The organism is Cryobacterium sp. HLT2-28 (assembly GCF_004402495.1).
In the GTDB taxonomy this organism is placed as follows: domain Bacteria; phylum Actinomycetota; class Actinomycetes; order Actinomycetales; family Microbacteriaceae; genus Cryobacterium; species Cryobacterium mannosilyticum.
Map to the genome: position 1 here is coordinate 1 of NZ_SOFH01000025.1, position 23,066 is coordinate 23,066.

General features: G+C 68.9%; 27 protein-coding genes and 1 pseudogene. 5 read left to right on the forward strand and 23 right to left on the reverse strand.

The features are described 5' to 3' along the window. Window positions 1–154: 154 nt before the first annotated feature. Window positions 155–295: pseudogene (locus E3O48_RS18385) on the forward strand (hypothetical protein); the annotation flags it as partial. Between the two features lie 370 nt (window positions 296–665). Here the strand turns inward: E3O48_RS18385 and E3O48_RS14050 are convergent. After that, window positions 666–1,148 (reverse strand): nitroreductase/quinone reductase family protein, encoded by a 483-nt coding sequence (locus E3O48_RS14050; RefSeq protein WP_134509216.1) that lies wholly within the window; start codon window positions 1,146–1,148, stop codon window positions 666–668. Between the two features lie 84 nt (window positions 1,149–1,232). On the opposite strand from E3O48_RS14050, the gene E3O48_RS18200 reads away from it, so the two are divergent. From E3O48_RS18200 to E3O48_RS14060, 3 genes are all read left to right on the forward strand, one after another. Next, on the forward strand, window positions 1,233–1,355 hold the full coding sequence (locus E3O48_RS18200) for a hypothetical protein (RefSeq protein ID WP_255453763.1): 123 nt from the start codon (window positions 1,233–1,235) through the stop codon (window positions 1,353–1,355). Between the two features lie 20 nt (window positions 1,356–1,375). Continuing rightward, window positions 1,376–2,362: an NAD(P)-dependent alcohol dehydrogenase gene (locus E3O48_RS14055; RefSeq protein WP_241982550.1), complete on the forward strand. Its 987-nt coding sequence runs from the start codon at window positions 1,376–1,378 to the stop codon at window positions 2,360–2,362. A 98-nt stretch (window positions 2,363–2,460) separates the two neighbouring features. Continuing rightward, window positions 2,461–2,988 (forward strand): hypothetical protein, encoded by a 528-nt coding sequence (locus E3O48_RS14060; protein ID WP_134509218.1) that lies wholly within the window; start codon window positions 2,461–2,463, stop codon window positions 2,986–2,988. Window positions 2,989–3,028: 40 nt separating this feature from the next. Here E3O48_RS14060 and E3O48_RS14065 read toward each other — a convergent pair whose 3' ends face one another. The 7 genes from E3O48_RS14065 to E3O48_RS14095 all read right to left on the reverse strand — a co-directional run bounded on the left by E3O48_RS14065 (window position 3,029) and on the right by E3O48_RS14095 (window position 7,731). Next, window positions 3,029–3,556 (reverse strand): GNAT family N-acetyltransferase, encoded by a 528-nt coding sequence (locus E3O48_RS14065; RefSeq protein ID WP_134539717.1) that lies wholly within the window; start codon window positions 3,554–3,556, stop codon window positions 3,029–3,031. A 49-nt stretch (window positions 3,557–3,605) separates the two neighbouring features. Beyond that, window positions 3,606–4,595: a thioredoxin domain-containing protein gene (locus E3O48_RS14070; protein ID WP_134539723.1), complete on the reverse strand. Its 990-nt coding sequence runs from the start codon at window positions 4,593–4,595 to the stop codon at window positions 3,606–3,608. A gap of 35 nt (window positions 4,596–4,630) precedes the next feature. Further along, window positions 4,631–5,050, reverse strand: coding sequence for a transcription antitermination factor NusB (gene nusB / locus E3O48_RS14075; RefSeq protein ID WP_134539725.1), 420 nt, complete (start codon window positions 5,048–5,050; stop codon window positions 4,631–4,633). Continuing rightward, window positions 5,050–5,610: an elongation factor P gene (gene efp / locus E3O48_RS14080; protein ID WP_104100509.1), complete on the reverse strand. Its 561-nt coding sequence runs from the start codon at window positions 5,608–5,610 to the stop codon at window positions 5,050–5,052. Before efp ends, nusB begins: the two co-directional genes overlap by 1 nt. A 129-nt stretch (window positions 5,611–5,739) precedes the next feature. Further along, complete coding sequence (locus E3O48_RS14085) at window positions 5,740–6,177, reverse strand: type II 3-dehydroquinate dehydratase (protein WP_134539727.1); 438 nt, start codon at window positions 6,175–6,177, stop codon at window positions 5,740–5,742. Between the two features lie 135 nt (window positions 6,178–6,312). Beyond that, window positions 6,313–7,293, reverse strand: coding sequence for an SRPBCC family protein (locus tag E3O48_RS14090; protein ID WP_134539729.1), 981 nt, complete (start codon window positions 7,291–7,293; stop codon window positions 6,313–6,315). A gap of 84 nt (window positions 7,294–7,377) precedes the next feature. After that, entirely contained in the window at window positions 7,378–7,731 is a 354-nt protein-coding gene (locus E3O48_RS14095) for a helix-turn-helix transcriptional regulator (protein ID WP_134539731.1), read from the reverse strand. 167 nt (window positions 7,732–7,898) lie between these two features. On the opposite strand from E3O48_RS14095, the gene E3O48_RS14100 reads away from it, so the two are divergent. Then, a complete protein-coding gene (locus E3O48_RS14100; protein ID WP_134509232.1) occupies window positions 7,899–8,615 on the forward strand; it encodes a DNA alkylation repair protein in 717 nt (238 codons plus the stop codon). 14 nt (window positions 8,616–8,629) lie between these two features. Here E3O48_RS14100 and E3O48_RS14105 read toward each other — a convergent pair whose 3' ends face one another. The 15 genes from E3O48_RS14105 to rpsD all read right to left on the reverse strand — a co-directional run bounded on the left by E3O48_RS14105 (window position 8,630) and on the right by rpsD (window position 22,995). Beyond that, window positions 8,630–8,983: a zinc ribbon domain-containing protein YjdM gene (locus E3O48_RS14105; protein WP_134539733.1), complete on the reverse strand. Its 354-nt coding sequence runs from the start codon at window positions 8,981–8,983 to the stop codon at window positions 8,630–8,632. 34 nt (window positions 8,984–9,017) lie between these two features. Continuing rightward, window positions 9,018–9,422: a hypothetical protein gene (locus tag E3O48_RS14110; protein ID WP_134539735.1), complete on the reverse strand. Its 405-nt coding sequence runs from the start codon at window positions 9,420–9,422 to the stop codon at window positions 9,018–9,020. Between the two features lie 133 nt (window positions 9,423–9,555). Beyond that, the gene (locus E3O48_RS14115; RefSeq protein ID WP_134539737.1) at window positions 9,556–9,978 is read right to left on the reverse strand and encodes a DUF779 domain-containing protein; all 423 of its coding nucleotides are present in this window, start codon (window positions 9,976–9,978) and stop codon (window positions 9,556–9,558) included. Window positions 9,979–10,075: 97 nt separating this feature from the next. Then, window positions 10,076–11,599 carry an aldehyde dehydrogenase family protein gene (locus E3O48_RS14120; RefSeq protein ID WP_134539739.1) on the reverse strand — a complete coding sequence of 508 codons (1,524 nt, stop codon included), beginning with the start codon at window positions 11,597–11,599 and terminating at the stop codon, window positions 10,076–10,078. An 81-nt stretch (window positions 11,600–11,680) separates the two neighbouring features. Then, complete coding sequence (locus E3O48_RS14125; protein WP_134539741.1) at window positions 11,681–13,072, reverse strand: transcriptional regulator; 1,392 nt, start codon at window positions 13,070–13,072, stop codon at window positions 11,681–11,683. A gap of 110 nt (window positions 13,073–13,182) precedes the next feature. Continuing rightward, window positions 13,183–14,322, reverse strand: coding sequence for a 3-dehydroquinate synthase (gene aroB / locus E3O48_RS14130; RefSeq protein WP_134539743.1), 1,140 nt, complete (start codon window positions 14,320–14,322; stop codon window positions 13,183–13,185). Further along, complete coding sequence (locus E3O48_RS14135) at window positions 14,301–14,810, reverse strand: shikimate kinase (protein ID WP_370250091.1); 510 nt, start codon at window positions 14,808–14,810, stop codon at window positions 14,301–14,303. Before E3O48_RS14135 ends, aroB begins: the two co-directional genes overlap by 22 nt. Before the next feature lie 43 nt (window positions 14,811–14,853). Next, window positions 14,854–16,062, reverse strand: a complete 1,209-nt coding sequence (gene aroC, locus E3O48_RS14140; RefSeq protein WP_134539745.1) for a chorismate synthase — start codon at window positions 16,060–16,062, stop codon at window positions 14,854–14,856. Window positions 16,063–16,066: 4 nt separating this feature from the next. Continuing rightward, the gene (locus E3O48_RS14145) at window positions 16,067–16,957 is read right to left on the reverse strand and encodes a shikimate dehydrogenase (RefSeq protein ID WP_134539746.1); all 891 of its coding nucleotides are present in this window, start codon (window positions 16,955–16,957) and stop codon (window positions 16,067–16,069) included. Next, entirely contained in the window at window positions 16,950–18,242 is a 1,293-nt protein-coding gene (gene mltG, locus E3O48_RS14150; protein WP_134539748.1) for an endolytic transglycosylase MltG, read from the reverse strand. Before mltG ends, E3O48_RS14145 begins: the two co-directional genes overlap by 8 nt. A 2-nt stretch (window positions 18,243–18,244) precedes the next feature. Next, window positions 18,245–18,715, reverse strand: coding sequence for a Holliday junction resolvase RuvX (ruvX, locus tag E3O48_RS14155; protein ID WP_174774810.1), 471 nt, complete (start codon window positions 18,713–18,715; stop codon window positions 18,245–18,247). A 3-nt stretch (window positions 18,716–18,718) separates the two neighbouring features. After that, a complete protein-coding gene (alaS, locus tag E3O48_RS14160; RefSeq protein WP_134539750.1) occupies window positions 18,719–21,373 on the reverse strand; it encodes an alanine--tRNA ligase in 2,655 nt (884 codons plus the stop codon). Window positions 21,374–21,424: 51 nt separating this feature from the next. Further along, entirely contained in the window at window positions 21,425–21,679 is a 255-nt protein-coding gene (locus tag E3O48_RS14165) for a hypothetical protein (RefSeq protein WP_174774811.1), read from the reverse strand. A 162-nt stretch (window positions 21,680–21,841) separates the two neighbouring features. Next, window positions 21,842–22,216: a DUF948 domain-containing protein gene (locus E3O48_RS14170; protein ID WP_134539752.1), complete on the reverse strand. Its 375-nt coding sequence runs from the start codon at window positions 22,214–22,216 to the stop codon at window positions 21,842–21,844. Between the two features lie 149 nt (window positions 22,217–22,365). After that, on the reverse strand, window positions 22,366–22,995 hold the full coding sequence (gene rpsD / locus E3O48_RS14175) for a 30S ribosomal protein S4 (RefSeq protein WP_134509254.1): 630 nt from the start codon (window positions 22,993–22,995) through the stop codon (window positions 22,366–22,368). Between the last annotated feature and the right edge of the window lie 71 nt (window positions 22,996–23,066).

The window sequence follows — 23,066 nt, forward strand, 5'->3', positions numbered from 1 at the left end:
GACCGTGCTTGTGCACGTGAACGCCGCCGACCTGCAGGCCGGCACCGGCGTCGGCTGGATCGACGGAGTCCCCGCCCCGATCAACCTCACCACCGTGAAGCAACGCCTCTGCGCCGGCGGCTCCCAAACCGTGCTCTTCGGCCCCAACCAGGAAGTGCTCCGCCTCGGCCTGAACGAACGCTTCTTCAACCGCGCGCAACGCCGCGCCATCGCCGCCCGCGACGGCGGCTGCATCATCCCCGGCTGCACCTCCCCACCCCACTGGGCCGAACTCCACCACGTCATCCCCTGGTGGGCCGGCGGCCTCACCGACATCGACAACGGCGTCATGCTCTGCTGGTTCCACCACCACTACATCGANGTTCCACCACCACTACATCGACCGCGACGGCTGGAAAATCCGCATGGTCCGCGGCTCCCCCCAGATCAAAGCCCCACCCTGGTACGACCCGAAACAGAACTGGCACCCCGCCAACCAGAACCGCGCCCGCACCGCCACAGCCGCCCACCCCTGACCCGGCTCCCGGTCTCCGTGGTCACGACACGCTCGACCACCCGGTTCGTTCGACCGCCGAGTCCCGGGACCAGGTCTGGACAAGCTCGACCGCTGGGCGGCTCGACCACCGGGACGGTGCCGGCTCGGGCACCGGCGGCACCGGAACCGGTCACCTCACCGGTTCGAAGACCACCACGGCCGTCTCAGACGGGCGGCGGCTGGCGTACCCGTCGAGGTCCTTGTCCAGGACCCGCCACCGCTCCCACAGCCGCGTCCGTTCCGCTCCTGTCGCGGCGTGGGCGACGACCTCGCGCGTCCCGTCGGCGAGCTGCACCCGAGCCGTCGGGTGCGTCTGGAGGTTCAGCCACCATGCGGGCTCTGCTTCGCCCCAGCCGTTCATCGCCAAGGTCACCAAACTCGCACCATCCACGTAGTAGCCGAGGATCACCGACCGCTCCTGACCGCTGCGGCGTCCGACGGTGGTCAATCGCAGCGTGCCCCACCGCTGGGCCCGAGCCGGCCACAGCCCCAGACGCCCACCGGTGACCCGATAAAGGGTCCTGTGCACCCTCCAGGCCAGCACGACGAACCATCGCGGGGGCAACCGCGGTGCTCGCTCGCTCGCTCCCGGAGCACTGCTGGGGATCTCCATCTCGTTTCCACCTTTCGCGAAGCAGCCACCCACCAGGCACCGAACCCGCTCGGTGATTGTAGAGCCATATCCCCTTCGCGAACAGTGGCCGACCTCCCATTCAGCGCCTGGGCGGATGCCTCCGGCGGGAGTCGCCCGCTGCCACCTGACCGCGCCCGGTTGCGCGCCGTCACCGACACGGATGTCGACCGGATCGGCGGCGCCTGACCCCGCGTACACTGACCCGCATGTCCGCATCCTCTGGTTCAGCCGTTCCTGGTCGCATGCGGGCCGTCGTCTTCGACCGGTACGGTCCGCCCGAGGTGCTGAGGGTCGAGGACATTCCGGTTCCGGCGCCGGGTGCGAACCAGGTGCTGGTCAAGGTGGCCGCGACATCCGTCAATCTCACGGACTGGGAGGGGCTACGGGGCACGCCGATGTACGCGCGAATCGGCGGGCTGCGTTCCCCGGCCCGGCGGGTGCTCGGCTCCGATATCGCCGGCGTTGTCGCTGCCGTCGGGCCAGGCGTCACGCGGCTGCGCGTGGGCGACGAGGTGTACGGCGACAATCTGGGCCTCAAAGGGGGATTCGCCGAATTCGCGGTGGCGCCCGAATCGGCGCTCGCGCAGAAGCCGGCGGGGCTGACGTTCGCCGAGGCGTCGACACTTCCGCAGGCAGGCTCGATCGCGCTTCAGGGAACGGCCGACGCTCGGCAGGGCCAACGCGTGCTGGTCAACGGGGCAGGTGGTGGGGCAGGCTCGTTCGCAGTCCAGCTCGCCGCGCGTGCCGGAGCACATGTGACCGGCGTCGACAACGCGGGCAAGCTCGACTACCTGCGCGGGCTCGGCGCCGACGCCACAGTGGACTTCCACAGCACGGACTTCAGCCGGCTCGAGCCGTTCGACCTCGTGCTCGATCTCGTGGCACACCGTTCGGTGTTCGCCTACCGGCGCGCAGTGGCCAGAGGCGGCCGCTACCTCTTCGTCGGCGGCAACGTGCGCACGTTGCTGCGCGTTGTGACGGTCGGCGCTCTGCTCGGCCTGTTCAGCGGGCGCAGCCTGGGACTCCTCATCGCGAGGCAGGGGCCGGCATACTTCGAACCCGTTGCAGAGCGCTGTGTCGATGGCGATCTGCGCATCCACATCGATCGCGTCTTCTCACTCGATGGGGTAGCGGCGGCGCTCGCCTGCGTCGGCGAGGGTCGCGTCCTCGGCAAGGTGGTCGTCACGCCCTGACACCGGACGGGATGAACCGACAGCGCCTCTACGTCGTTGGTAACAGTAGCGGGCTTCGGATCCGGGCCTGCTCAGTGCAAGCGACAAAGGAGACGATTGTGCACCTCACTCGAACCGGCCGGCTACTCACCGCGGCCACCGCCACCGCTCTTGCCTTCACCGCTTTCTCGGTCGCACCGGCCTTCGCCGACGGCGGCGGCCACAGCCACGACGGCCATTCCGTCGTGCGTGTCCACCTTCTGGGAAGCCAGCCGGCTCCGGCGAGCCCGGTCATCGCCGGCATCAACCCTGGGACTGCGCCCTGGGTGAACGACCGGAGCACGGCACGCGTGCGTGCGGATGGGCGGATCACCGTCGACATTCGTGGTCTCGTGATTCCGCCGCCGCGCGGCACCGGAGTCAACCCCGTCGCATCCGTCATCGCCACCCTCGTCTGCGGCGGCGCCGTCGGTGACTCCACCGATCCCTTCGGCCTGAGCCCGGCGGGCGACGGGCGAACCCGCGACACCATCGCGGTGCCGGAGGAATGCGCGGACCCGACGGTGCTCATCCAGCCGGCGGCGAACCGCACGGTATACATCGCCTCCGGCGTGTCCAGCCGGCACGACGACCACCGCGACGACTAACACGCGAAGCGGCACCAGAACGGTGGTCCGCCGGGTCGGGTTACTGCAACTCGGCGGACACGCCGTCCGGCACCGCCGGTTCCCCATCAGTCAGGCTCCTGAACATGATGTGGAGCCCGACGAATCCCTGCTCCGGGTGCTCGAATGCACCGGGAACAGTGCCGATGACGTCGAAGCCGAGCGAGCGCCACAACCGCACCGCGGGTTCGTTCGTTTCGACCACGGCGTTGAACTGGATGCCTCGATAGCCGCGGGTCATCGCCCAGTCGACCATGTGGATTCCCAGGGCGCGGCCGACACCCTGCCCCTGGGCGTCCGGGGCCACCATGAAGCTCGCGGTGGCGATGTGGGATCCGCGCCCCGGCCGGTTCGGTCCCATGATCGCCGTGCCGACGATCCTGCCGTCGATCTCCGCGACGACGGTGCGTTCCTGGCCCAGCCAGAGCAGCCTGGCGGCATCGGAGGACAGGCCGGGCGGGTAGGCGTAGCTCTGCCCGGTGGCGACGACCGCGGCGAAGATCGGGTAGATCGACGGCCAGTCCGTGGGGACCGCGTCACGGATGTCCATGCCTAGTCCCGGGGGTCAGCTGCGACGACGACAACCACCATGAGCCGGATCACAGCCGGCCGGCGAGGAAGTCGGCGAAGGCCTGGGGATCGTCGATCGGTCCCTGGTACTGCGCACCGTCCACGAGCACGGTCGGGGTGCCCTGGATCGAGTCGATCTCCGCACCGGGGATCGGCCCGTTCAGGGCCGTCTTCGTGTTGTCCTGCGACCAGGTCAGGTAGCGTCCGCTCGCCACACAATCCGCGAAGCCCGGGTCGGCACCCTGCAACGACACCAGCTCGTCGTCGGTGAGGCCGGGCGTGTTCTCGGCCGGCTGGTTCGAGTACAGGGCGGCCAGGTAGGCGAGGGTGGCCTCCGGGCGCAGGGTGGCCTGGCAGGTGAGGGCGGCGGAGGCCCGTGAGGAGTAGTCGGTCCCGTTCGATGCCGGGTCGAGGAAGGTCAACGCGTGCAACCGCAGGGTGATGGCATCGCTGTCGACAGCGGCCCGCAGCTGAGCCCCGTTGGCGTCCTCGAACTGCTTGCAGTACGGGCACATCGGGTCGAAGTAGACGTCGACGGTCATCGGGCCGGTGCCGACAGCGAGGTAGCCTGCGTCGAAGTCCGCGGCCCCCAGCCGGCCGGTGAGGGAGTCCGGCTCGGACGGGGCTTCGGTGGAGGTATCGGAGCCGAACGGGTAGGGCGCTGCCGCTCCACCGGCGACGGCAGCGATGATGGCGCCGAAGGCGGCAGCGAAGGCGATTGCGAGCACCACGAACAACGCCGTGGCGGCGATGCCGACGTAGCCGATGATCAGGCCGGCGACGGCCAGCCCTCGCCCGGCTTCGCCCCGCTGCTTGATCTGCCCGAGGGCGATGTGGCCGGTGATGACCGCGACGAGGGAGACGAAGAACGACGACACGAGCGACACGATCGCCAGGGTGTTGGTCTTCGGCGCCGGCGGAAACGGGATGTACGGCGGCTGGCCGTAGCCCTGCGGCGGCTGGCCGTAGCCCTGCGGGAACTGGTTACCCGGCTGCGGTTCCGTCGGCTCGATGGTCATCGTGGTCCCCCTGCTCGCATACCCTTGCTGGAATACTACGCGGATGGAGCGGTCTGGGCGATCCGGCCGAGCAGTCCGTTGACGAAGCCGGCTGAGTCATCCGTTGAGAGGATCTTCGCCGACTCGACCGCTTCGTCGATGGCGACCGCGTGCGGCACGGCATCGTTGAAGAGGATCTCCCAGATGCCGATGCGCAGGATCGCGCGGTCGACGGTGGGCATCCGGGCCAGGGACCAGCCCTGCGAGTAGGTCTCGATCAGTTCGTCGATCTCCTCGCGGTGCTCGACGACCCCGTCGACGATGTCGCGCGCGTACAACCAGGAGGCCATCCGGGCGGGCTCGTTGGCGGCCCGCTCGGCTTCGATCGCGAGCGACTCCGGGATGGTCGTCTGGCGCACATCGGCGGCGTAGAGGATGTCGAGGGCGCGCTTGCGCGCCTTGGTCCGTGCGCTCACTAGTTGACGCGGCCCAGGTAGTCACCGGTGCGAGTGTCGACCTTGACGCGGGTGCCCTGCTCGAGGAACAACGGCACCTGGATCTGGAAGCCGGTTTCCACGGTGGCCGGCTTGGTGCCGCCGGTGGAACGGTCGCCCTGGAGGCCAGGCTCGGTGTAGGTGATCTCGAGCACAACGGATGCCGGCAGCTCGACATAGAGCGGGTTGCCGTTGTGCAGGGCGATGGTCACGTTCTGGTTCTCGAGCATGAAGTTCACGGCGTCGCCGACGACGACGGCCGGAACGTGCAGCTGGTCGAAGTCGGAGACGTCCATGAAGACATACGAATCGCCGTCCGCGTACAGGTACTGGAAGTCCTGGCGGTCGACGTTCTCGGTCTCGATCTTGGCGCCGGCGTTGAAGGTGCGGTCGACGGTCTTGCCGGTGACGACGTTCTTCAGTTTGGTGCGAACGAACGCACCGCCCTTGCCCGGCTTGACGTGCTGGAAATCGGTGACTGCCCACAGCTGGCCATCGATGTTGAGGACGACGCCATTGCGGATATCGGCGGTTGATGCCATGGAAGGGTGTTCCGTTCAATTGGTTCAATTAGGAAGGTGCGCGGCCGAAAGGCCTCAGACGAGTGTAGTTGGCCCCGGGGTCGCGCGCCAAAGGGAGCGTCCGGCCCGGTCAGTGGCCGACGGCCGGCGTCAGAGGGAGCGGGTGATGAAGTCCAGGGCGAGCCGGTAGGAGTCGAAGCCGAAACCGGCGATCACGCCGGTCGCCACGGCGCTGACCACGCTGGTGTGACGGAAGGTTTCCCGCGCGTGCGGGTTGGAGAGGTGCACCTCGACCAGGGTGACGCCCGCCTTGGTGACGAGAGCCGCGGCATCCCGCAGGGCGTAGCTGTAGTGGGTGAACGCGGCCGGGTTCAGGATGACGGGGATGCGCTCGTCGACGGCCTCGTAGAGCCAGTGGATCAGCTCGGCCTCGTCGTCGGTCTGGCGCACGTCGACCGTGACCCCCTCCGGGGCCGCCTCCGTGAGCATGGTGCGCAGTTGCTCGAGGTTCGCCGAACCGTAGACGTCGGGTTCGCGGCTGCCGAGGCGCCCCAGGTTCGGACCGTTCAGGACGAGGACTCTGCTCATCCACCCAGCCTAGGGGGCGGCTCGAGACCCGCGGGCCAGCGCGCACGTCACGGATGGCGCGGACTCGGCGTGCCCTGAGCGCTCGTCGAAATCGGTGCGGTCGCCGCCGTCGTTCGGCGGCGACCGCCTTCCTGACTAGGCCAGAGTCGGCTGCAACATCCCCTCCAGACGCTGGTAACTTGTCTCCATGCCGTCGGTCATGCCGGTCGCCAGGACCGCGTCGCGCTGCTCGGCGTTCGCATACGTGATCACGAGTGAGAGCAGGGTTCCACCCTCGACAGCGGTGAGGGTCAGCTCGTTGAGCGTTGCCGGGAAGTCCATTCCGATCATCGCCTCGGTTGTGACCGCCCGGTACGGCTCTTCAGACTCGAGCAGTTCGCCGGTGAAACCGAATCGTTCGTCGCCGCCATCCCGCTGCCACTCGTAGCGGTACGTGTCGCCGACCGCGGTCGCGACCTCACAGACGGGCATCGACCATCCGTCGGGCCCGAGCAGCCATTTCTTCATGAGTGCGGCATCGGTATGCGCACGCCAGACCTGGTCGACGGTGCCGCGGATGACACGTGCCACCCGCACCTGGGTGTCGCTGAGGACCTGCGCCTCCGCCTTACGCTCGGTGGCGGAAGAGGCCAGATCGGCCAGCACCGTGTCGATCTGGGCCATTGCCTGGCGGGTGCCCTCCAGCATGCCCATCTCCAGGAGTTGCTGCATGTGTTCGAGAGAGTCGAAGTGCGACGTCGTCTTCAGACGACTCCCGCCGTTCGTCTCTTCGAAAGCGAAGTCCATCCGCGTGGTCGGGAGGCCGAGGTCGGGCTGGCCGGCTGCGTCGGCGAAGCTGTCGAGCACTTCGAACGCGCGGGGAGCGTCGGCCGACGTCCACTCCCAGCAGCCGTAGTGCGCGTCTCCCTCGGGGCCGGTCATCACGTACACGCTGCGTCCGCCTGCCACGGCGTCGTGCCGAAGAAACGTCGCCGGATAGGTCGGTGGTCCCCAGAACCTCTCCAGCTGGCGCGGATCGGTGTACGCATCCCAGAGCCGACGGAGCGGGGCCGTGAAGTCGGCGACGATCGTGATGGTGAGCTGGTCGAGGTCCTTCTCGACGGAGGTGACGGGCATGATCTTCCTTTCGGTCAGGTGTCAGGTGTCAGGTGTCAGGTGTCAGGTGTCAGGTCTCAGGTCTCAGGTGTCAGGTCTCAGGTGTCAGGTGTCAGGTGGAGCGGGATCGCCTTCAGCCAGAAGGATGTCGAGACGGTCGATGCGCGCACGCCAGACCTCCTCGAAGCGATCGAGCAGGCGCTGCGCCTGGCGGATGCGCTCAAGGTTTCCCCGCACCATCCGCTCGCGGCCGCGTGCTTCCTTGGTCACGAGCCTTGCCTCCTCCAGAACGGCGACGTGTTTCTGGACGGCCGCGAAGGACATCAGGTAGGAGTCGGCCAATTGAGACACCGAGACGTCCATGACGAGTGTGCGGCGCAGGATGTCGCGCCGCGTCGAGTCCGCGAGGGCGCGGAAGATACGGTTCACATCCTGACCGGAAAGCTCTGATACAACCATTTGATTGTACGATAGTAGACGACCACGGATCCCGCAACAACGGGGAGGAATAAGTCCGGCGACCGAGACCACGTGTTGACAGCACGGCGGCGTCGGCCTGGATCGACCTGCCAGCGGCCGGATCTTCATCGTAGGCTGAATCCCACGCGTAATGGCAGGAGGCTGGGATGGCCCAGACGACGGCAACCGGAACGACGTTGACCGAGGTGTTGGCCGAATTGGCTGCTCTCGAGGACCCCAGATCCCGCGAGGTGAACGCCAGACATGGCGACGACCACGGCGTGAACCTCAGTAGGCTTCGCGTGCTCGCTAGACGGTTGAAGACCCAACCGAAGCTTGCCGGCGAACTGTGGGCGACGGAGGACACCGCGGCGCGACTTCTCTCTCTGCTGGTCTGTCGTCCGGGAACGTTCGAGCGCGACGAACTGGACGCCATGTTGCGGCAGGCGAGAACGCCCAAGGTGCAGGACTGGTTCGTGAACTACGTCGTGAAGAAGAACTCGCACGCCGACGAGCTTCGCCGGGTCTGGTTCGCCGACCCCGACCCGGTGGTCGCGAGTGCCGGCTGGGCGCTGACCTCCGAACGTATCGTGAAAGCAGCCGACGACCTCGATCTCTCCGGCCTGCTCGACACCATCGAGGCTGAGCTGCGGGATGCCCCTGATCGCCTGCAATGGGCGATGAACCAGTGCCTGGCCCAGATCGGGATCGAGCACGCCGAGTACCGCGCTCGTGCCATCGACATCGGTGAGCGCCTCGAGGTGCTCAAGGACTACCCCACTCCCCCGGGTTGCACCTCACCGTTCGCGCCCATTTGGATCACCGAGATGGTCAGTCGACAGCAGGACAGACAAGCCACCCTGCGGGCGGTCAGGATTCGCTGAAGCAGCCTGGCCGGTCAGACCTTCTTCACCAGGCTGGACTTGAGCTGCATCGGGCCGACGCCATCCACCTTGCAGTCGATGTCGTGGTCGCCGACGCCGTCGACCAGGCGGATGCCGCGAACCTTGGTGCCGACCTTGATCACGCTGGAGCTGCCCTTGACCTTGAGGTCCTTGATCACCGTGACGGTGTCGCCGTCGGCCAGGACGGTGCCGAACGCATCCGTGATCACGGCCTCTCCGGCCGGTTCGGCCTCGTCGCCGGGCTCGGCGGCCCATTCGTGCGCGCAGAGAGGGCAGACCAGCAGGGCACCCATCTCATAGCTGAGTTCGCTCGAGCATTCAGGGCACGGGGGCAGGGTCTCATTCACCTCCCCAGAGTAGTCGAGGGGTGCGGCGACCCGCTCAGGCCGTCAGGTCGCAGACGCCGTCGTCGTGCGCCACGAACATTCCCGTGATCGGGACGACCGTGCCGAATGCTGCGGCGAGTTCACCGGCCCAGGCCTGATCGGGAGCGGTCAGGGCCGCTGAACCGGGCCGTTCCAGGGTCAGGATGACGCTGCCGCCGGGGGCGAGTTCGCCGAGCAGGGCGTTCAGCCCGGCCGCCAGCACGGTCGCGCTGCCGGGCTCCGGGCGCAGCGGGATGCCGTCCACCGGGATCAGCAGGGGCAGCTGGCGGCCGTGACGGTCGAGCAGCATGAACCAGAGCTGGGGCCGGATCGCGTGCCCGACCAGGTCGCGCACGCGTTCCCTGGCCTCGTCGCTGGTCGTCACGGGGGCGGAGTCTTCGATGCGGAGGGAGAGTGTCATGCCGATCAGGATGCCCCCGGCGTGCGCCGGCGGTGCGGCTGTGCACAGGGTCGGCCCCGCCGCGGGTCCTGTGGAGGAGGACCGGGCGAACCGGTCAGGCGGACGAGTCAGGCAAGCGAGTCGGGCCGGCGAGTCAGGCGAAGGAGTCCATCAGGCGTGACCGGATCAGGAACCGCACCCCGCGCGGCGCCTCGACCGAGAACCCGCTCCCCCGACCGGGGACGACGTCGACGGTGAGGAAGGTGTGGCTCCAGTATTCGAACTGCTCGGCGGAGATCCAGAATTCGATCGACCGGGGTTCGGCCCCGGCCGGGGCGATGTCGAGGCGGCCGAGGAGCACGTCGCGGTCGGAGGTGATGAACTCCCCGGCCGGGAAGCACATCGGCGAGCTGCCGTCGCAGCAGCCGCCGGACTGGTGGAACATCAGGGGCCCGAATTCGTCCCACAGCTCCCTCAGGGTGGAGACGGCCGTGCCGCTGAGTTCGACCCGGGGCAGGTGCTCCCCCGGCACCGTGATGGTGCCGACGACGGTGGCCGTGGATGCGGGTTCGGACATGGTCTGGTTCTCCTCCGTGTGACGCGTGGCTGGGTTCGAACCGGGAGAGGGCATCCGCTGATTCGGCGGCGGCCGCTCCCCCGGCGATCCGCCCTGGTTAGAAGAAGCCGAGCGGCTTCTCGGAGTAGGACACGAGCAGGTTCTTGGTCTGCTGGTAGTGCCCGAGCGCGAGCTTGTTGTTCTCCCGGCCGATCCCGGAGCTCTTGTACCCGCCGAACGCGGCACCGGCCGGGTAGTGGTGGTAGTTGTTGATCCAGACGCGGCCGGCGTGGATGTCCCGTCCGGCCCGGTAGGCCACGTTGCCGTTGCGCGACCAGACGCCGGCGCCGAGCCCGTAAAGGTTGTCGTTGGCGATCGAGATGGCATCCTCGTAGTCGCTGAAGCTCGTCACGGCGAGCACCGGGCCGAAGATCTCCTCCTGGAAGATGCGCATCTTGTTGTTGCCTTCGAAGATGGTCGGCTGCACGTAGTAGCCGCCGCTGAGGTCGCCGCCGAGGTCGACCCGCTCGCCGCCGAGGGCCAGCCGGGCGCCCTCCTGCTTGCCGATGTCGATATAGGAGAGGATCTTCTCGAGCTGGTCATTGCTGGCCTGCGCGCCGACCTGGGTGGCGGTGTCGAGCGGGTTGCCCTGGATCGCCTTGCGGGTGCGCTCAACGGCGGTCGCGAGGAAGCTCTCGTAGATCGGCTTCTGCAGCAGGGCCCGGCTCGGTGCGGTGCACACCTCGCCCTGGTTGAAGGCGAAGAGCACGAAGCCCTCCTGCGCCTTGTCGTAGAAGCTGTCCTGCTCCTGGGCGACGTCGCTGAAGAAGATGTTGGCGCTCTTGCCGCCGAGCTCGACGGTGGCGGGGATGATGTTGGCGCTGGCGTACTGGAGGATCAGGCGGCCGGTGGTGGTCTCCCCGGTGAACGCGATCTTGCGGATGCGCGGCGACGAGGCGAGCGGCTTACCGGCCTCCAGGCCGAATCCGTTGACGATGTTGAGAACGCCGGGCGGCAGGATGTCACCGATCAGCTCGATCAGCACCATGATCGACACCGGCGTCTGCTCGGCGGGCTTCATCACGATCGCGTTGCCCGCGGCGAGGGCCGGGGCGAGCTTCCAGACGGCCATCAGAATGGGGAAGTTCCAGGGGATGATCTGGCCGACAACGCCGAGCGGTTCGTGGAACTGGTAGGAGACGGTGTCGTTGTCGAGCTCGGCGTGGTCGCCGTCCTGGGACCGGATCGCGGCGGCGAAGTAGCGGAAGTGGTCGCTCGCGAGCGGCAGGTCGGCGTTGAGCGGCTCCCGGATCGGCTTGCCGTTGTCCCAGGTCTCGGCGACGGCGAGCAGTTCGAGGTTGGCGTCGATGACGTCGGCGATCCTGTTGAGCACCGCCGCGCGCTCGGTGGCGGTGGTCTTGCCCCAGGCGGGTGCGGCCCGGTGCGCGGCGTCGAGGGCCAGTTCGATGTCTTCGGCCGTTCCGCGGGCAACCTCGGCGAACGGTTTCCCGTCGACCGGGGAGATGTCCTCGAAGTACTGGCCCTTCACGGGCTTGACCCAGCCGCCGTTGATCCAGTTCTCATACCGGGGCTTGAAGGTGACTAGCGAGCCGGGGGTTCCGGGCTGGGAATAGACGGTCATGTTCTCTCCTCGTCGACGACATTGTCGGTGGGTGCCGCGTGCTGCGGACCTGGCGTCGAGCCTAGGAAAGGGAAGGTTGCTTCACCGTTGCGGCAGGTTGCGGGCATCCTCCGCGGCGCCCGCGAGGTCGAGGTCCGCCTCGATCCGCTTCAGCCTGGCCACGACGGATGCCCGCTTGGGCGAGCGTGCGGGCAGCAGTTCGAGGCACGCGCGCCACACCTCGCTGTCGTAGGTGGCCTCGTCGGTGCGCGCATACTCGAGCAGCAACTCGGCCGAGGCGTCGCTGAGCATGGCCTCCCGCAGCCGTGCGCTGACCTCGGCACGGATCTCCTGGACGCCGGGCGCCGTCGAACTCGGCAGCACCGGCCCCCGGTACGCCCCGAGCGCCACCCGGTGCGCCCCTCGTTCGAGCAGGGCGAGCACGCGGAGGGCGTCGAGGTCGATGGCCGACTCCAGGCGGTAGGGCCGAGAGGCGATACCGATCCGCGGGGTCGCCTGTTCGAGCACCCGGCGCAACCGCACCATCTCGGCGCGGAGGTTGTCGACGGAGTTCGACTGGTCGGTAAGCAGCAGCGAGAGACGGTCGGCGGACAGGCCGTCGCGGTGCCAGGCGAGCAGGGTGAGGATCTCGGCGTGCCGCGGGCTGATCACGGCGGAGGTCGTCCCGTTTTCGAGCCGTCCGTGATCGCGGCCGAGCACGTCCAGGCGCGCGGGCAGCGTGCGGAGCGGCACCGTCGGCGGCGTGGGCGCCGGTGCGGACACGGCGGCGGCGTGGGGCCTGGTCATCCGGGGCAGGCCCGCTGGGCGGGTGAGCCGCTGGATCCGCAGCTCGGCCTCCATCGCGGCCACGGCGGCCTCCACCAGCGGGAGGGTCTGCGGTGCCACCGCCTCCGCGCCGCCGGTGATGTCGATGACGCCGAGGATCGCTCCCGTGTCCGGGTCGTGGATCGGGACCGCGGTGCAGCTCCACGGATGCGCGAGCTGGCTGAAGTGCTCGCCGCGCTGGATCTGGATGCCGTGGTCCAGGGCCAGCGCCGTGCCGGGCGCGCTGGTGCCCACCCGGCGCTCCGACCAGTCGGACCCCTCCACGAACAGCATTCCCTCGGCCTTCCGCCGAACGACGCGGTCGCCGTCGATCCAGAGCAGGCGGCCGAGTTCGTCGCCGATGGCCACGATCAGGCCGGAGGCGAAGGCGTGCCGGATCAGCAGGTTGTGCACCACGGGCAGAACGGCGGCGAGCGGATGCCGGTCGCGCAGCTCCCGGAGCTCCTCGGCGCTGAGCTCGCGCTCCGGCGCCGGCTTCGACGGGTCGAGGCGGAGGGTGAGCGACCGGTCCCAGGATTCCTGCACCAGCCGGCGCACTCCGGAGCGCACGATCCGGTCGGTGAGCGCGGCCTCGTGTGCCTGTTCCAGCTTCATGAACAGCTCGGGGCCGAGCTCGCCGGTCGGGTCAACGGTCCACGGACTCGTCACGCGAACCTCCGATCGGCTGGGTCAGGGGCGACCGAGGTCCATCCGCCGGTCGTTTGTCATTCTAGACACACGAGACCGGATGCTTGCACAGCCTGCACAACAGCCGCCAGTCAGGAACCAATCTCCTGGTAGGCGGCGAACAGGAGCGAAGCGTCCGGTCCTTCGAGCACGGTCGGCTTGCCGATATCGTCGAGCACGATGAACCGCAGCATTCCGCTGCGGGTCTTCTTGTCCCGCTGCATGGTGGCCAGGAGGGTGTTCCAGCGGCCGACCGGGTAGCTCGTCGGCAGGGTCAGGGACTCGAGGATGCGGCGGTGCCGGTCGACGGCCTCGTCCGAGAGCCGTCCGCTCAGCCGGGCCAGCTCGGCCGCGAACATCATCCCGACGGCGACGGCGGCGCCGTGGCGCCAGCCGTAGCGCTCCGCATGCTCGACGGCGTGGCCGAGCGTGTGCCCGTAGTTCAGGATCTCCCTGAGTCCGGCCTCCTTGAAGTCCTCGCCGACGACGCGCGCCTTCATCTCGATCGCGAGCTCGAGCACCCGCCGGAACTGGGGTGTGGTCGGGTCGGTCACCACGGCCACATCCGCTTCGACGATATCGAGGATCTCGGGAACCTGGATGAAGCCGGCCTTCACGATCTCGGCGAAACCGGCGAGGATCTCGTTGCGCGGGAGGTCGTCGAGCACGTCGAGGTCGCAGATCACCGCGGCCGGCGCGTAGAAGGTGCCGACCAGGTTCTTGCCTTCGGCGGTGTTGATGCCGTTCTTGCCGCCGACGGCGGCGTCGACCATGCCGAGCACGCTGGTCGGGATCTGCACGAGGCGCACCCCGCGCAACCAGGTGGCGGCGACGAAGCCGGCCAGGTCGGTGACGGCGCCGCCGCCGAAGCCGATCACGGCATCCGTGCGGCTGAAATCGGCCTGACCCATCACCTGCCAGCAGAACGCGGCAACCTCGACCCGTTTCGCGGCCTCGGCGTCGGGCACCTCGGCGATCAGCACCTCGTAGCGGCCCAGCAGGCTCTCGCGGAGGGCCACTGCCCTCGCGCCGAGGGTGGAGGTGTGCACGATCAGCACCTTGGCGACCTTGTCGCCGAGCTGTTCGCTGATGTCGCCGACGAGGCCGCGGCCCACGATGACCGGGTACGGTTCGGTGCCGCCCACCCGGATCACGGTCGTCGCCGTGGTCTCGGCGGTCGGTACGGTGGATTTCGGCTCAGTTGTTGCGGTCACGATCTCTTTCTTACCCATTTCACGACGTCTCTGGCGATGACGTCAAGCGGTCGATGTGAGGTGTCGAAGCGCACGTTCGCCAGCGCTTCGTAGAGGGGCCGGCGTTCGGCGTAGATGCGTTTCCAGTCGGCGAGGCCGTCCTTCAGCAGCGGTCGTTTCCCGCCGCCGATGCGGGCCCGGACGGCATTCGCGGAGACGCTCAGGTAGATCACGGTGCACCGGGCGAGGGCGGCCTGGCTGGCAGGGTCGAGCACGGCCCCCCCGCCCAGGGACACCACAGCGTCCTCGGCGACGGCGTCGGCGACGGCCTGGCGTTCGAGCGCGCGGAAACGCTCCTCGCCCTGCGTCTCGAAGATCTCCCGGATCGGACCGTGAGCGGCGACGATCCGGGTGTCGGTGTCGATGAACGGCAGGTCGAGGGCTTTCGCGACCCGGCGACCGACCTTCGACTTGCCGGAGGCCATCGGCCCGATCAGCACCAGGGGCAGCAACGGATGCTCCGTCACGCTCTCCGCCCCGACCCTGACCGGGTCGTCGAGCGCCGACGGCTCACAGCGAGGCGTCGCTCGACGCGCCCGTTTTGAGGTTCGCGGGAATGTGCGCCAGGTAGGACTCCAGGTTGCGCCGGGTCTCCTCGAGGGCGTCGCCGCCGAACTTCTCGAGCACCGAGTTGGCGAGGACGAGGGCGACCATGGCCTCGGCGACCACTCCGGCGGCCGGCACGGCGCAGACATCCGAGCGCTGGTGGTGCGCCGGTGCCGCCTCGCTGGTGGCGACGTCGACGGTGCGGAGAGCGCGCGGGATCGTGGCGATCGGCTTCATGCCGGCCCGCACCCGCAGCACGGTTCCGGTGCTCATGCCGCCTTCCGTGCCGCCGGCCTTGTCGCTGACGCGCTGGATGGCCCCGTCAGCCTGGACCAGTTCGTCGTGCGCGTCGGAGCCGCGGCGGGTCGTGGTGAGGAAGCCGTCGCCGACCTCGACCCCCTTGATCGCCTGGATCCCCATCAGCGCGGCCGCGAGCTGCGAGTCGAGGCGACGGTCCCAGTGCACGAACGACCCGAGCCCGGGAGGAAGGTTGTAGGCGAGCACCTCGACGACACCGCCCAGGGTGTCGCCCTCCTTGTGCGCGAGGTCGACCTCGGCGACCATGAGGGCCGAGGTGGCGGCGTCGAAGCAGCGCAGCGGGTCGGCGTCGAGCAGGTCGACATCGGCCGCGGTCGGCAGCGGTGAGCCCTCCGGGACACGGACCGGACCGATCGCGAGGGTGTGGCTGACCAGGGTGATGCCGAGTTCGGCGAGGAAGGACCGCGCGATCGCGCCGAGGGCGACCCGGGCCGCGGTCTCCCGGGCGCTGGCGCGCTCGAGCACCGGGCGGGCCTCGTCGAAGCCGTATTTCTGCATGCCGGCCAGGTCGGCGTGGCCGGGGCGGGGGCGGGTGAGCGGGGCGCCACGGCCGCGGGTGGTTGCCGAGGCGTCCACCGGTTCGGGGCTCATCACGTCGACCCATTTGGGCCATTCGGTGTTGCCGATCCGCAGGGCGACCGGCCCGCCGAGGGTGAAACCGTGCCGCACTCCCCCGGAGACGTTCAGTTCGTCCTGTTCGAAAGACATCCGGGCGCCTCGGCCGTAGCCGAGTTTGCGGCGCGCAAGATCGAGGCGGATCGCATCAAGAGAGACCGGGATTCCAGCGGGCAAACCCTCGACAATGGCGATGAGTTCGGGGCCGTGGGACTCTCCGGCGGTGAGCCAACGAAGCATGCGCTTATTCTTCCACAGGCTGTCGGGTCAGCGCGCCGCGCATCGCGGCGAGCACCGCGTCCTCGCCGGGCAACGGTTCGAACGGATCGCCGCTCACGAAGATGCGCACCTGCATGAGGGCCTGGTGCAGCAGCAGCTCCAGTCCGGAGATCACGGTGCCGCCCTCCTCGAGCCAGGAGGACGCCAGGGCGCTCGGCCACGGCGAGTAGCTCACGTCGAAGAGCAGGGCCTGCCTGCGCAGGCTGGCCGGGAAGTCGTCCCGCGGGGTGACGCCGCCGGGCAGGGTGCTGATCACGAGGTCGCCGGCGCGGCCGGGCTCGGACGTGCCGGCCCAGGAGGCGACGGTCACGACGACCCCGACGCTGCGGCCCAGTTCCACCAGCGGGGCAGCCCTGGCCGGGGTGCGCGCGAGCACCTCGACCGTTTCGGCGCCCAGCTCGGCGGCGGCGACGACCGCGGACGCCGCGGTCGCACCGGCGCCGAGAACGGTCACGTGGCTCGCGCGGCGCAGCCCGCCTTCGGCCAGGGCCCTGACCATGCCGGTGACGTCGGTGTTGAAGCCGTGCAGGGTGCGCCGGCCGTCGGCCAGTTGGACGAGCACCGTGTTCGCCGAGCCGGTCACGGTCGCGACCCGGTCCAGGCCGGCCAGGTGGCCGAGCACCTCGTGCTTCAACGGCATGGTCAGCGACAGGCCGCGCCAGTCGGAGTCGAGACCGGCGAGGAACTCGCCCAGGCTGCCTGCCGGGACGTCGATGGCGTCGTAGCGCCAGTCGAGGCCGAGCGCCGCGTAGGCGGCCCGGTGCAGGGCGGGTGAGAGCGAGTGGGCGATCGGCGAGCCGAGCACGGCGAGCCGGTTGCCTGCGGGATTTCCGGTGAACGCGGTGGAATCAACCATATTCGGGGTGCTCCTTCATCCAGGCCTGCCATTTCACCACGGCGGCCTCGTGCTCGTCCGCGGTGGTGGAGAAGATCGTCTCCCCGGTGTCGAGGTTCCAGGTGACGAAGAACAGCCAGCTGCCGTCCGCCGGGTGCAGCGCCGCGTCGATGGCGAGGTCGCCCGGGTTGGAGATCGGCCCGACGGGGAGCCCGGGGTGCACGTAGGTGTTGTATCCGTTGCCTGCGTCGGCGCGCTCGGCATCCGTCGTCGTCACGAGGTCGGTCTTGCCGGTGCCGTAGGCCACGGTGGCGTCGGACTGGAGGAGCCCGCTCTCCCACTGGGCCGGGTCGAGCCGGTTGAGGAAGACCCGGGAGACCTTGTAGAAGTCGGGGGCGAGGCCGGCTTCCCGCTGGATGAGCGAGGCGAGCACCACGGTGCGCCACCGGTCGGCCGGGGCGACCCCGGCGTCGTCCAGGGCCGTGAACTGCCGGTCCACGAGGGTATTCACGGCGTCGCGCGCCGACACCCCGGGCGGGAAGGTGTAGGTGGCCGGGAACAGGAAGCCTTCGAGGGACGTCGCCTCGGCCGGCAGCCCGAAGGAGGCCAGGTCGGCCGCGGCGGCCGTGAGATCGGCGAGCGGCAGGCTGGTGCCCTCGCTGATCAGCTGGAGCACGTCGACGGCCGCGGTGCCCTCCGGCACCACCACGGTCTGCTTGAGTTTGTTGGCCGGGTCGACCAGGGCGTCCAGCGCCGCCCGGGCGCTCATCTTCGCGGAGAGCTGGTAGGCGCCGGGCTGGAACACCGGGGCCGGAGATTCCTTGAGCAGCAGGTCGTAGAACGCGTCGAAGCTCTTGACCACGTCCTGGTCGGTCAGGGCCTGGGCGATGTCCTGCCCGGTCTCGCCGTCGTGGATCATGAAGACGACCTTCTTCTCGCCGGTGCCGGTGTAGTCGGCCGGCCCCTGCACGCTGGCGACCAGCTGGGCGATCGGCCCTTGCAGGAACGCCACCGCGCCGGCGGCGAGGCCGACCAGGACCAGGAGCACGATCAGGCAGCCCCAGGCACCCTTTCGGCTGGGTTTCTCCCGCGGCGGGGCGAGCTGCGTGCGCCGGCCGGATCGCGTGCCGCCGATGTGCGAACCGCGGACGGTGCGCCGGGAGGGGAGCGGCGCCACTGGGGCGGCGGCGACCGGGGCGGCCTCCGGGGCGTCTTCACCCGGTGCCCGCCCGCCGAGGAACGCGTCCCAGTCGACGGAGTCTGGGACGCCCGGCGGATCAACGGGCTCAGGGGGAAGATTCGACACGGTTACGGCCCTTCGGTCGGAGCTACGGGCGAGCCGGGTGGCTTTCCGAGGGCACGTTCGGTGTCCAGGGCGTGCTGCAGAATTATAGTCGCGGCAACCTGGTCGACCACTGGGCGCTGGGTCTTCGCCTTCCGCCCGGCCGCCCGGAGCACGGACTGCGCGGCGACGGTGGAGAGACGCTCGTCGACCAGCCGCACCGGCACGGGCAGGCTGCGCGCGAGCGTCTCGGCGAACCCGACGGCGTCGTTGGTGGATGCCGTCCGGTTGCCGGAGAGTGCCAGGGGCAGGCCGACCACCACTTCGATGGCGTCCAGTTCGGCGACCACGGCCACGATCCGACCCACGTCGGTGGCGCCGGAGTGGTCGCGGCTGACGGTTTCGACCGGCGTCGCGAGCATGCCGTGCGGGTCGCTCCTGGCCAGGCCGATCCGGGCGGTGCCGACGTCAACCCCGACCCGCACGCCGTGTCGCACCGGTCAGCCCGCGACGGTGGTGCGAACGGCGGCGAGGGCCGCCGGGATGGCCGCGACCTTCGTGCCGCCACCCTGGGCGAGGTCGTCTTTTCCGCCGCCGCCGCCGCCGAGGATCCCGGCGACCTGCTTGGCGAGGGCTCCCGCACGGTGCCCGGCATCCCTGGCCGCCTGGTTGGTGGCGACGATGACGACCGGCTTGTCGGCGACCACCGCGGCGAGGGCGACGACAGCCGGCTCGCTGCCGAGGCGTTCCCTGGTGGCCGTGACGAGCATCCGCAGGTCGTCGGCGGAGCCCAGGGTGCCGAGGCTTTCCGCCACGACCATGGCGGAGCCGGCACGGGCGGCGGTGGCCACCAGCGCGGGCACCTTGTCGGTGAGCGCGCGCGCCTCGAACGCGGCGATCTTCTTCTCGGCGGCCTTGAGGTTCAGGACCAGGTCGTTGATGCGCTCGGGCAGCTGTTCCTTCGGCGTCTTCAGGCTCGAGGTGAGCAGGGACACGATGGAACGCTCGGCGGCGAGGTCCCGGAACGCCTCGAGGCCGACGAGCGACTCGACCCGCCGGTTGGTGGAGCCGACGGATGCCTCGCTGACCAGGCTGATCATGCCGATCTCGGCGCTCGTGGAGACGTGGGTTCCGGCGCAGAGCTCCCGCGACCAGGGTCCGCCGATGTCGACGACGCGCACGCGGTCGCCGTACTTCTCGCTGAAGAGTGCCATGGCGCCGAGCGCCTTGGCCTCGGCCAGCGGCAACTCCCGGGTGGTGACGGGCAGGTTGTCGCGGATCGCGTTGTTGGAGATCTCCTCGATCTCGCTGCGGGTCGCCGGGGACAGCGCCTGGTTCCAGGAGAAGTCGAGGCGGAAGAAGCCGGCCTTGTTGTACGAACCGGACTGGTGGGCGTTCGGGCCGAGCACCTGGCGGAGGGCGGCGTGCAGCACGTGGGTGCCGGAGTGCGCCTGGCGGGCGCCGCGGCGCCAGTCGGGGTCGACCACGCTGGTGGCCTGGTCGCCGACGCCGACCTCGCCGCTGGTGACCTGAACCTTGTGGCTGATCAGCCCCTTGACGGGCTTCTGCACATCGATGACCTCGAGCTCGTAGCCGGTGCCGACGATGAGTCCGGCGTCGGCCTCCTGGCCGCCGGATTCGGCGTAGAGCGCGGTCTCGGCGAGGATCACCTCGGCGATTTCGCCGGCCACGGCGCTGGTGACGGAGACGCCGTCGACGATGATGCCGAGCACGGTGGACTCGGTCTGCAGCGTCTCGTAGCCGGTGAAGGTGGTCTCTCCCTCGGCGCGGAAGGCACTGTAGACGGAGAGGTCTGCGAGGTGCGTCTTCTTCGCCTTCGCGTCGGCCTTGGCCATCGCCCGCTGCTTGCTCATCAGCGTGTCGAAAGCGTCGCGGTTGACGCTCAGCCCGGCCTCCTCGGCCATCTCCAGGGTGATCTCGATCGGGAACCCGTAGGTGTCGTGCAGGAGGAAGGCGGTCTGGCCGGGGAGGACGCTCTTGTTGGCCTGTTTCGTCTTCGCGACGGCCAGGTCGAGCACGCTGCTGCCGCTGGCCAGCGTGCGGAGGAAGGTCTCCTCCTCGGCGTAGGCGGCCTGGCTGATCCGGGAGAAGTCGGCCTTGACCTCCGGGTAGGCGCTCGCCATCGCGTCGCGGGACGCCGGGAACAGCTCGGTGAAGGATGCCGTGTCGACGCCGAGGAGGCGCATCGCCCGCACGCTGCGACGCATCAGCCGGCGCAGGATGTAGCCGCGGCCTTCGTTAGACGGCATGACGCCGTCGCTCATCAGCATCAGGGAGGAGCGCACGTGGTCGGCGACGATCCGCATCCGCACGTCGTCGTCGTGGGAGGCGCCGTAGCGGCGGCCGGAGAGCTCGGCGGCGCGGTCGAGGACCGGGCGGACCTGGTCGATCTCGTACATGTTTTCGACGCCCTGCTTGAGGAATGCGACGCGTTCGAGGCCCATGCCGGTGTCGATGTTCTTCTTGGGCAGGTCGCCGAGGATGACGAAGTCGTTCTTGCCGGTGCCCTCGCCGCGGAGGTACTGCATGAAGACGAGGTTCCAGATTTCGACATACCGGTCGTCGTCGGTGGCCGGGCCGCCGTCGATGCCGTAGGCCGGGCCGCGGTCGAAGAAGATCTCCGAGCAGGGACCGGCCGGGCCGGGCTGGCCGGTGGACCAGTAGTTCGTGTCCATGCCGAGGCGCTGGATGCGCCCCTCCGGCAGGCCGAGAGCCCTCCAGTAGCGGAAGGCCTCATCGTCGTCTTCGTAGACGGTGACCCAGAGGTCCTTCTCCGCGAAACCGTAGCCGCCGTCGGCTTCCGACGTCGTCAGCAGCTCCCAGGCGTAGCCGATCGCCTGTTCCTTGAAGTAATCCCCGAAGGAGAAGTTCCCGTTCATCTGGAAGAACGTGCCGTGCCGCGGCGTCTTGCCGACCTCTTCGATGTCGTTGGTGCGGATGCACTTCTGCACGCTGGTCGCCCGCGGGTACGGAGCAGGCACGAGACCGGTCAGGTACGGCACGAACGGCACCATGCCGGCAACCGTGAAGAGCAGTGTGGGGTCGTCGCTGACGAGCGAGGCGGAGGGGACAACGGTGTGCCCGCGATCGGCGAAGAAGTCGAGCCAGCGCCCGCGAATTTCAGCAGTCTGCATGTGTTCCGTAGTTCGTTGAGACGAGATGGAGAGGGTTGCCGGGTGGGCAGCCTACGGCTTGGCCAGGTTTCCGATGGCGTTACCCGCGTCGGCGGCGACGTCGGTCGCTCCTGCGCCGGCATCGCCGATCGCGTCGCGCAGTTCGGCCTCGCGCTTGCGATAGCCCTCGGAGATGGCTTCGCCGAATTCGCGGGCCTTCGTGTCGAGGTCGCTGAAGAACTGCTTGCCCTGGCGCGTCTTGCTGGCTTCGCGGGATATGACAAGTCCGACGCCGACGCCGACGACGAACCAGATGAAGTTCTTCATGACAATGCTCCCTGAGGTGTGTGGAGACCCTGATTGCGGAGACCCGGATGCGGGGTGGGACATGCGTAGGACGGCAGTTGCGGGTCGGTCACGCCGTCGAACACGGACAGGCCGGCGAATCCCAGACTCGACCGGCACCTTTCCAGCGTAGCCGACCCGGGCCTACCTGCGCCGACGACGGGCGCCGGACGGCCGGGCGGCCAGGAAGGCGGCGCGCACACCGGCCGAGAACCCGGCCAGCTTGACCAGCGGACCGCCGACGGTCGCCGCGACCAGTGCGACCAGCGCGGAGACGTTGCCGGTGACATCCGCCACATTGCCGGTGATGGTGTCCACCCTGGCCAGTTGCTTGTTCGTCTCCTGGATGGTGGTGGTCGTTTCCTCGAGGATCGGCGTGACGTTCCGGCTCAACTCACGGATGGCCGCGGTCGTCTCGTCGAAGACGCGGCCCAGTTTCACGAGTGGAACCGCGAGCACGCCGACAAGTACCGCGAACACGGCGGCCGCGATCAGTCCGGCGATATCCCCACCTGACATTGACAACCATCCATTCCAGATTCGGCATGCGACGAGGCGCCGCAGGGCACGGCGGGACAAAAACCAAAGAGCGGACCACCCCGAAGGATGATCCGCTCTCCAGCGTAGTTCAGATGCACCGCGCGGCGGCGATGCGGCTGAATCGGGACCTAGCGGGCCGCGTAGTACTCCACGACGAGCTGGACTTCACAGGTCACGGGGATTTCGATGCGCTTCGGGCGGCGCACGAGGCGCGCCTGCAGCTTGTCGATCTCGACCTCGAGGTACGGCGGCAGCTTCGGGAGCACGTCGACGTGACCGCCGGCAGCGGCAACCTGGAACGGCTCCATGCCTTCGCTCTTGGGCTTGACGTGGATGAGCTGACCCGGCTTCACGCGGAAGGAGGGCCGGTCGACGAGCTGGCCGTCGATCAGGATGTGACGGTGCACAACCATCTGGCGGGCCTGCGCGGTGGTGCGGGCGATGGCCGAACGCACGAGGAGGGCGTCGAGACGGGTCTCGAGGATCTCGACCAGGTTTTCACCGGTCAGGCCCTGGGCGCGACGTGCCTCTTCGAAGGCGATCTTGAGCTGTGCCTCGCGGATGCCGTACTGGGCACGTAAGCGCTGCTTTTCGCGAAGGCGCACCGCGTAGTCGGAGTCCGTCTTGCGCTTGGTGCGGCCGTGCTCGCCCGGAGCGTAAGGACGCTTCTCGAGGTAGCGCGCGGCCTTGGGGGTCAGGGCGATGCCCAGTGCCCGCGAGAGGCGGGTCTTACTGCGGGTACGTGACTTGGTAGACACGGTGTCCTTTCGATGGAACTGCAAACAGAACGGGGAATCCAGGGCGCTGGCGCTCTCGAAGGAGAACGCCG

Coding starts and splice junctions, on each gene's coding strand:
- E3O48_RS14050 (WP_134509216.1), bottom strand. CDS start 1,148: ATGGAGATCCCCAGCAGTGCTCCGGGAGCGAGCGAGCGAGCACCGCGG.
- E3O48_RS14055 (WP_241982550.1), top strand. CDS start 1,376: ATGTCCGCATCCTCTGGTTCAGCCGTTCCTGGTCGCATGCGGGCCGTC.
- E3O48_RS14065 (WP_134539717.1), bottom strand. CDS start 3,556: ATGGACATCCGTGACGCGGTCCCCACGGACTGGCCGTCGATCTACCCG.
- E3O48_RS14070 (WP_134539723.1), bottom strand. CDS start 4,595: ATGACCATCGAGCCGACGGAACCGCAGCCGGGTAACCAGTTCCCGCAG.
- efp (WP_104100509.1), bottom strand. CDS start 5,610: ATGGCATCAACCGCCGATATCCGCAATGGCGTCGTCCTCAACATCGAT.
- E3O48_RS14085 (WP_134539727.1), bottom strand. CDS start 6,177: ATGAGCAGAGTCCTCGTCCTGAACGGTCCGAACCTGGGGCGCCTCGGC.
- E3O48_RS14090 (WP_134539729.1), bottom strand. CDS start 7,293: ATGCCCGTCACCTCCGTCGAGAAGGACCTCGACCAGCTCACCATCACG.
- E3O48_RS14095 (WP_134539731.1), bottom strand. CDS start 7,731: ATGGTTGTATCAGAGCTTTCCGGTCAGGATGTGAACCGTATCTTCCGC.
- E3O48_RS14100 (WP_134509232.1), top strand. CDS start 7,899: ATGGCCCAGACGACGGCAACCGGAACGACGTTGACCGAGGTGTTGGCC.
- E3O48_RS14110 (WP_134539735.1), bottom strand. CDS start 9,422: ATGACACTCTCCCTCCGCATCGAAGACTCCGCCCCCGTGACGACCAGC.
- E3O48_RS14115 (WP_134539737.1), bottom strand. CDS start 9,978: ATGTCCGAACCCGCATCCACGGCCACCGTCGTCGGCACCATCACGGTG.
- E3O48_RS14120 (WP_134539739.1), bottom strand. CDS start 11,599: ATGACCGTCTATTCCCAGCCCGGAACCCCCGGCTCGCTAGTCACCTTC.
- aroB (WP_134539743.1), bottom strand. CDS start 14,322: ATGGGTAAGAAAGAGATCGTGACCGCAACAACTGAGCCGAAATCCACC.
- aroC (WP_134539745.1), bottom strand. CDS start 16,062: ATGCTTCGTTGGCTCACCGCCGGAGAGTCCCACGGCCCCGAACTCATC.
- E3O48_RS14145 (WP_134539746.1), bottom strand. CDS start 16,957: ATGGTTGATTCCACCGCGTTCACCGGAAATCCCGCAGGCAACCGGCTC.
- alaS (WP_134539750.1), bottom strand. CDS start 21,373: ATGCAGACTGCTGAAATTCGCGGGCGCTGGCTCGACTTCTTCGCCGAT.
- E3O48_RS14165 (WP_174774811.1), bottom strand. CDS start 21,679: ATGAAGAACTTCATCTGGTTCGTCGTCGGCGTCGGCGTCGGACTTGTC.
- E3O48_RS14170 (WP_134539752.1), bottom strand. CDS start 22,216: ATGTCAGGTGGGGATATCGCCGGACTGATCGCGGCCGCCGTGTTCGCG.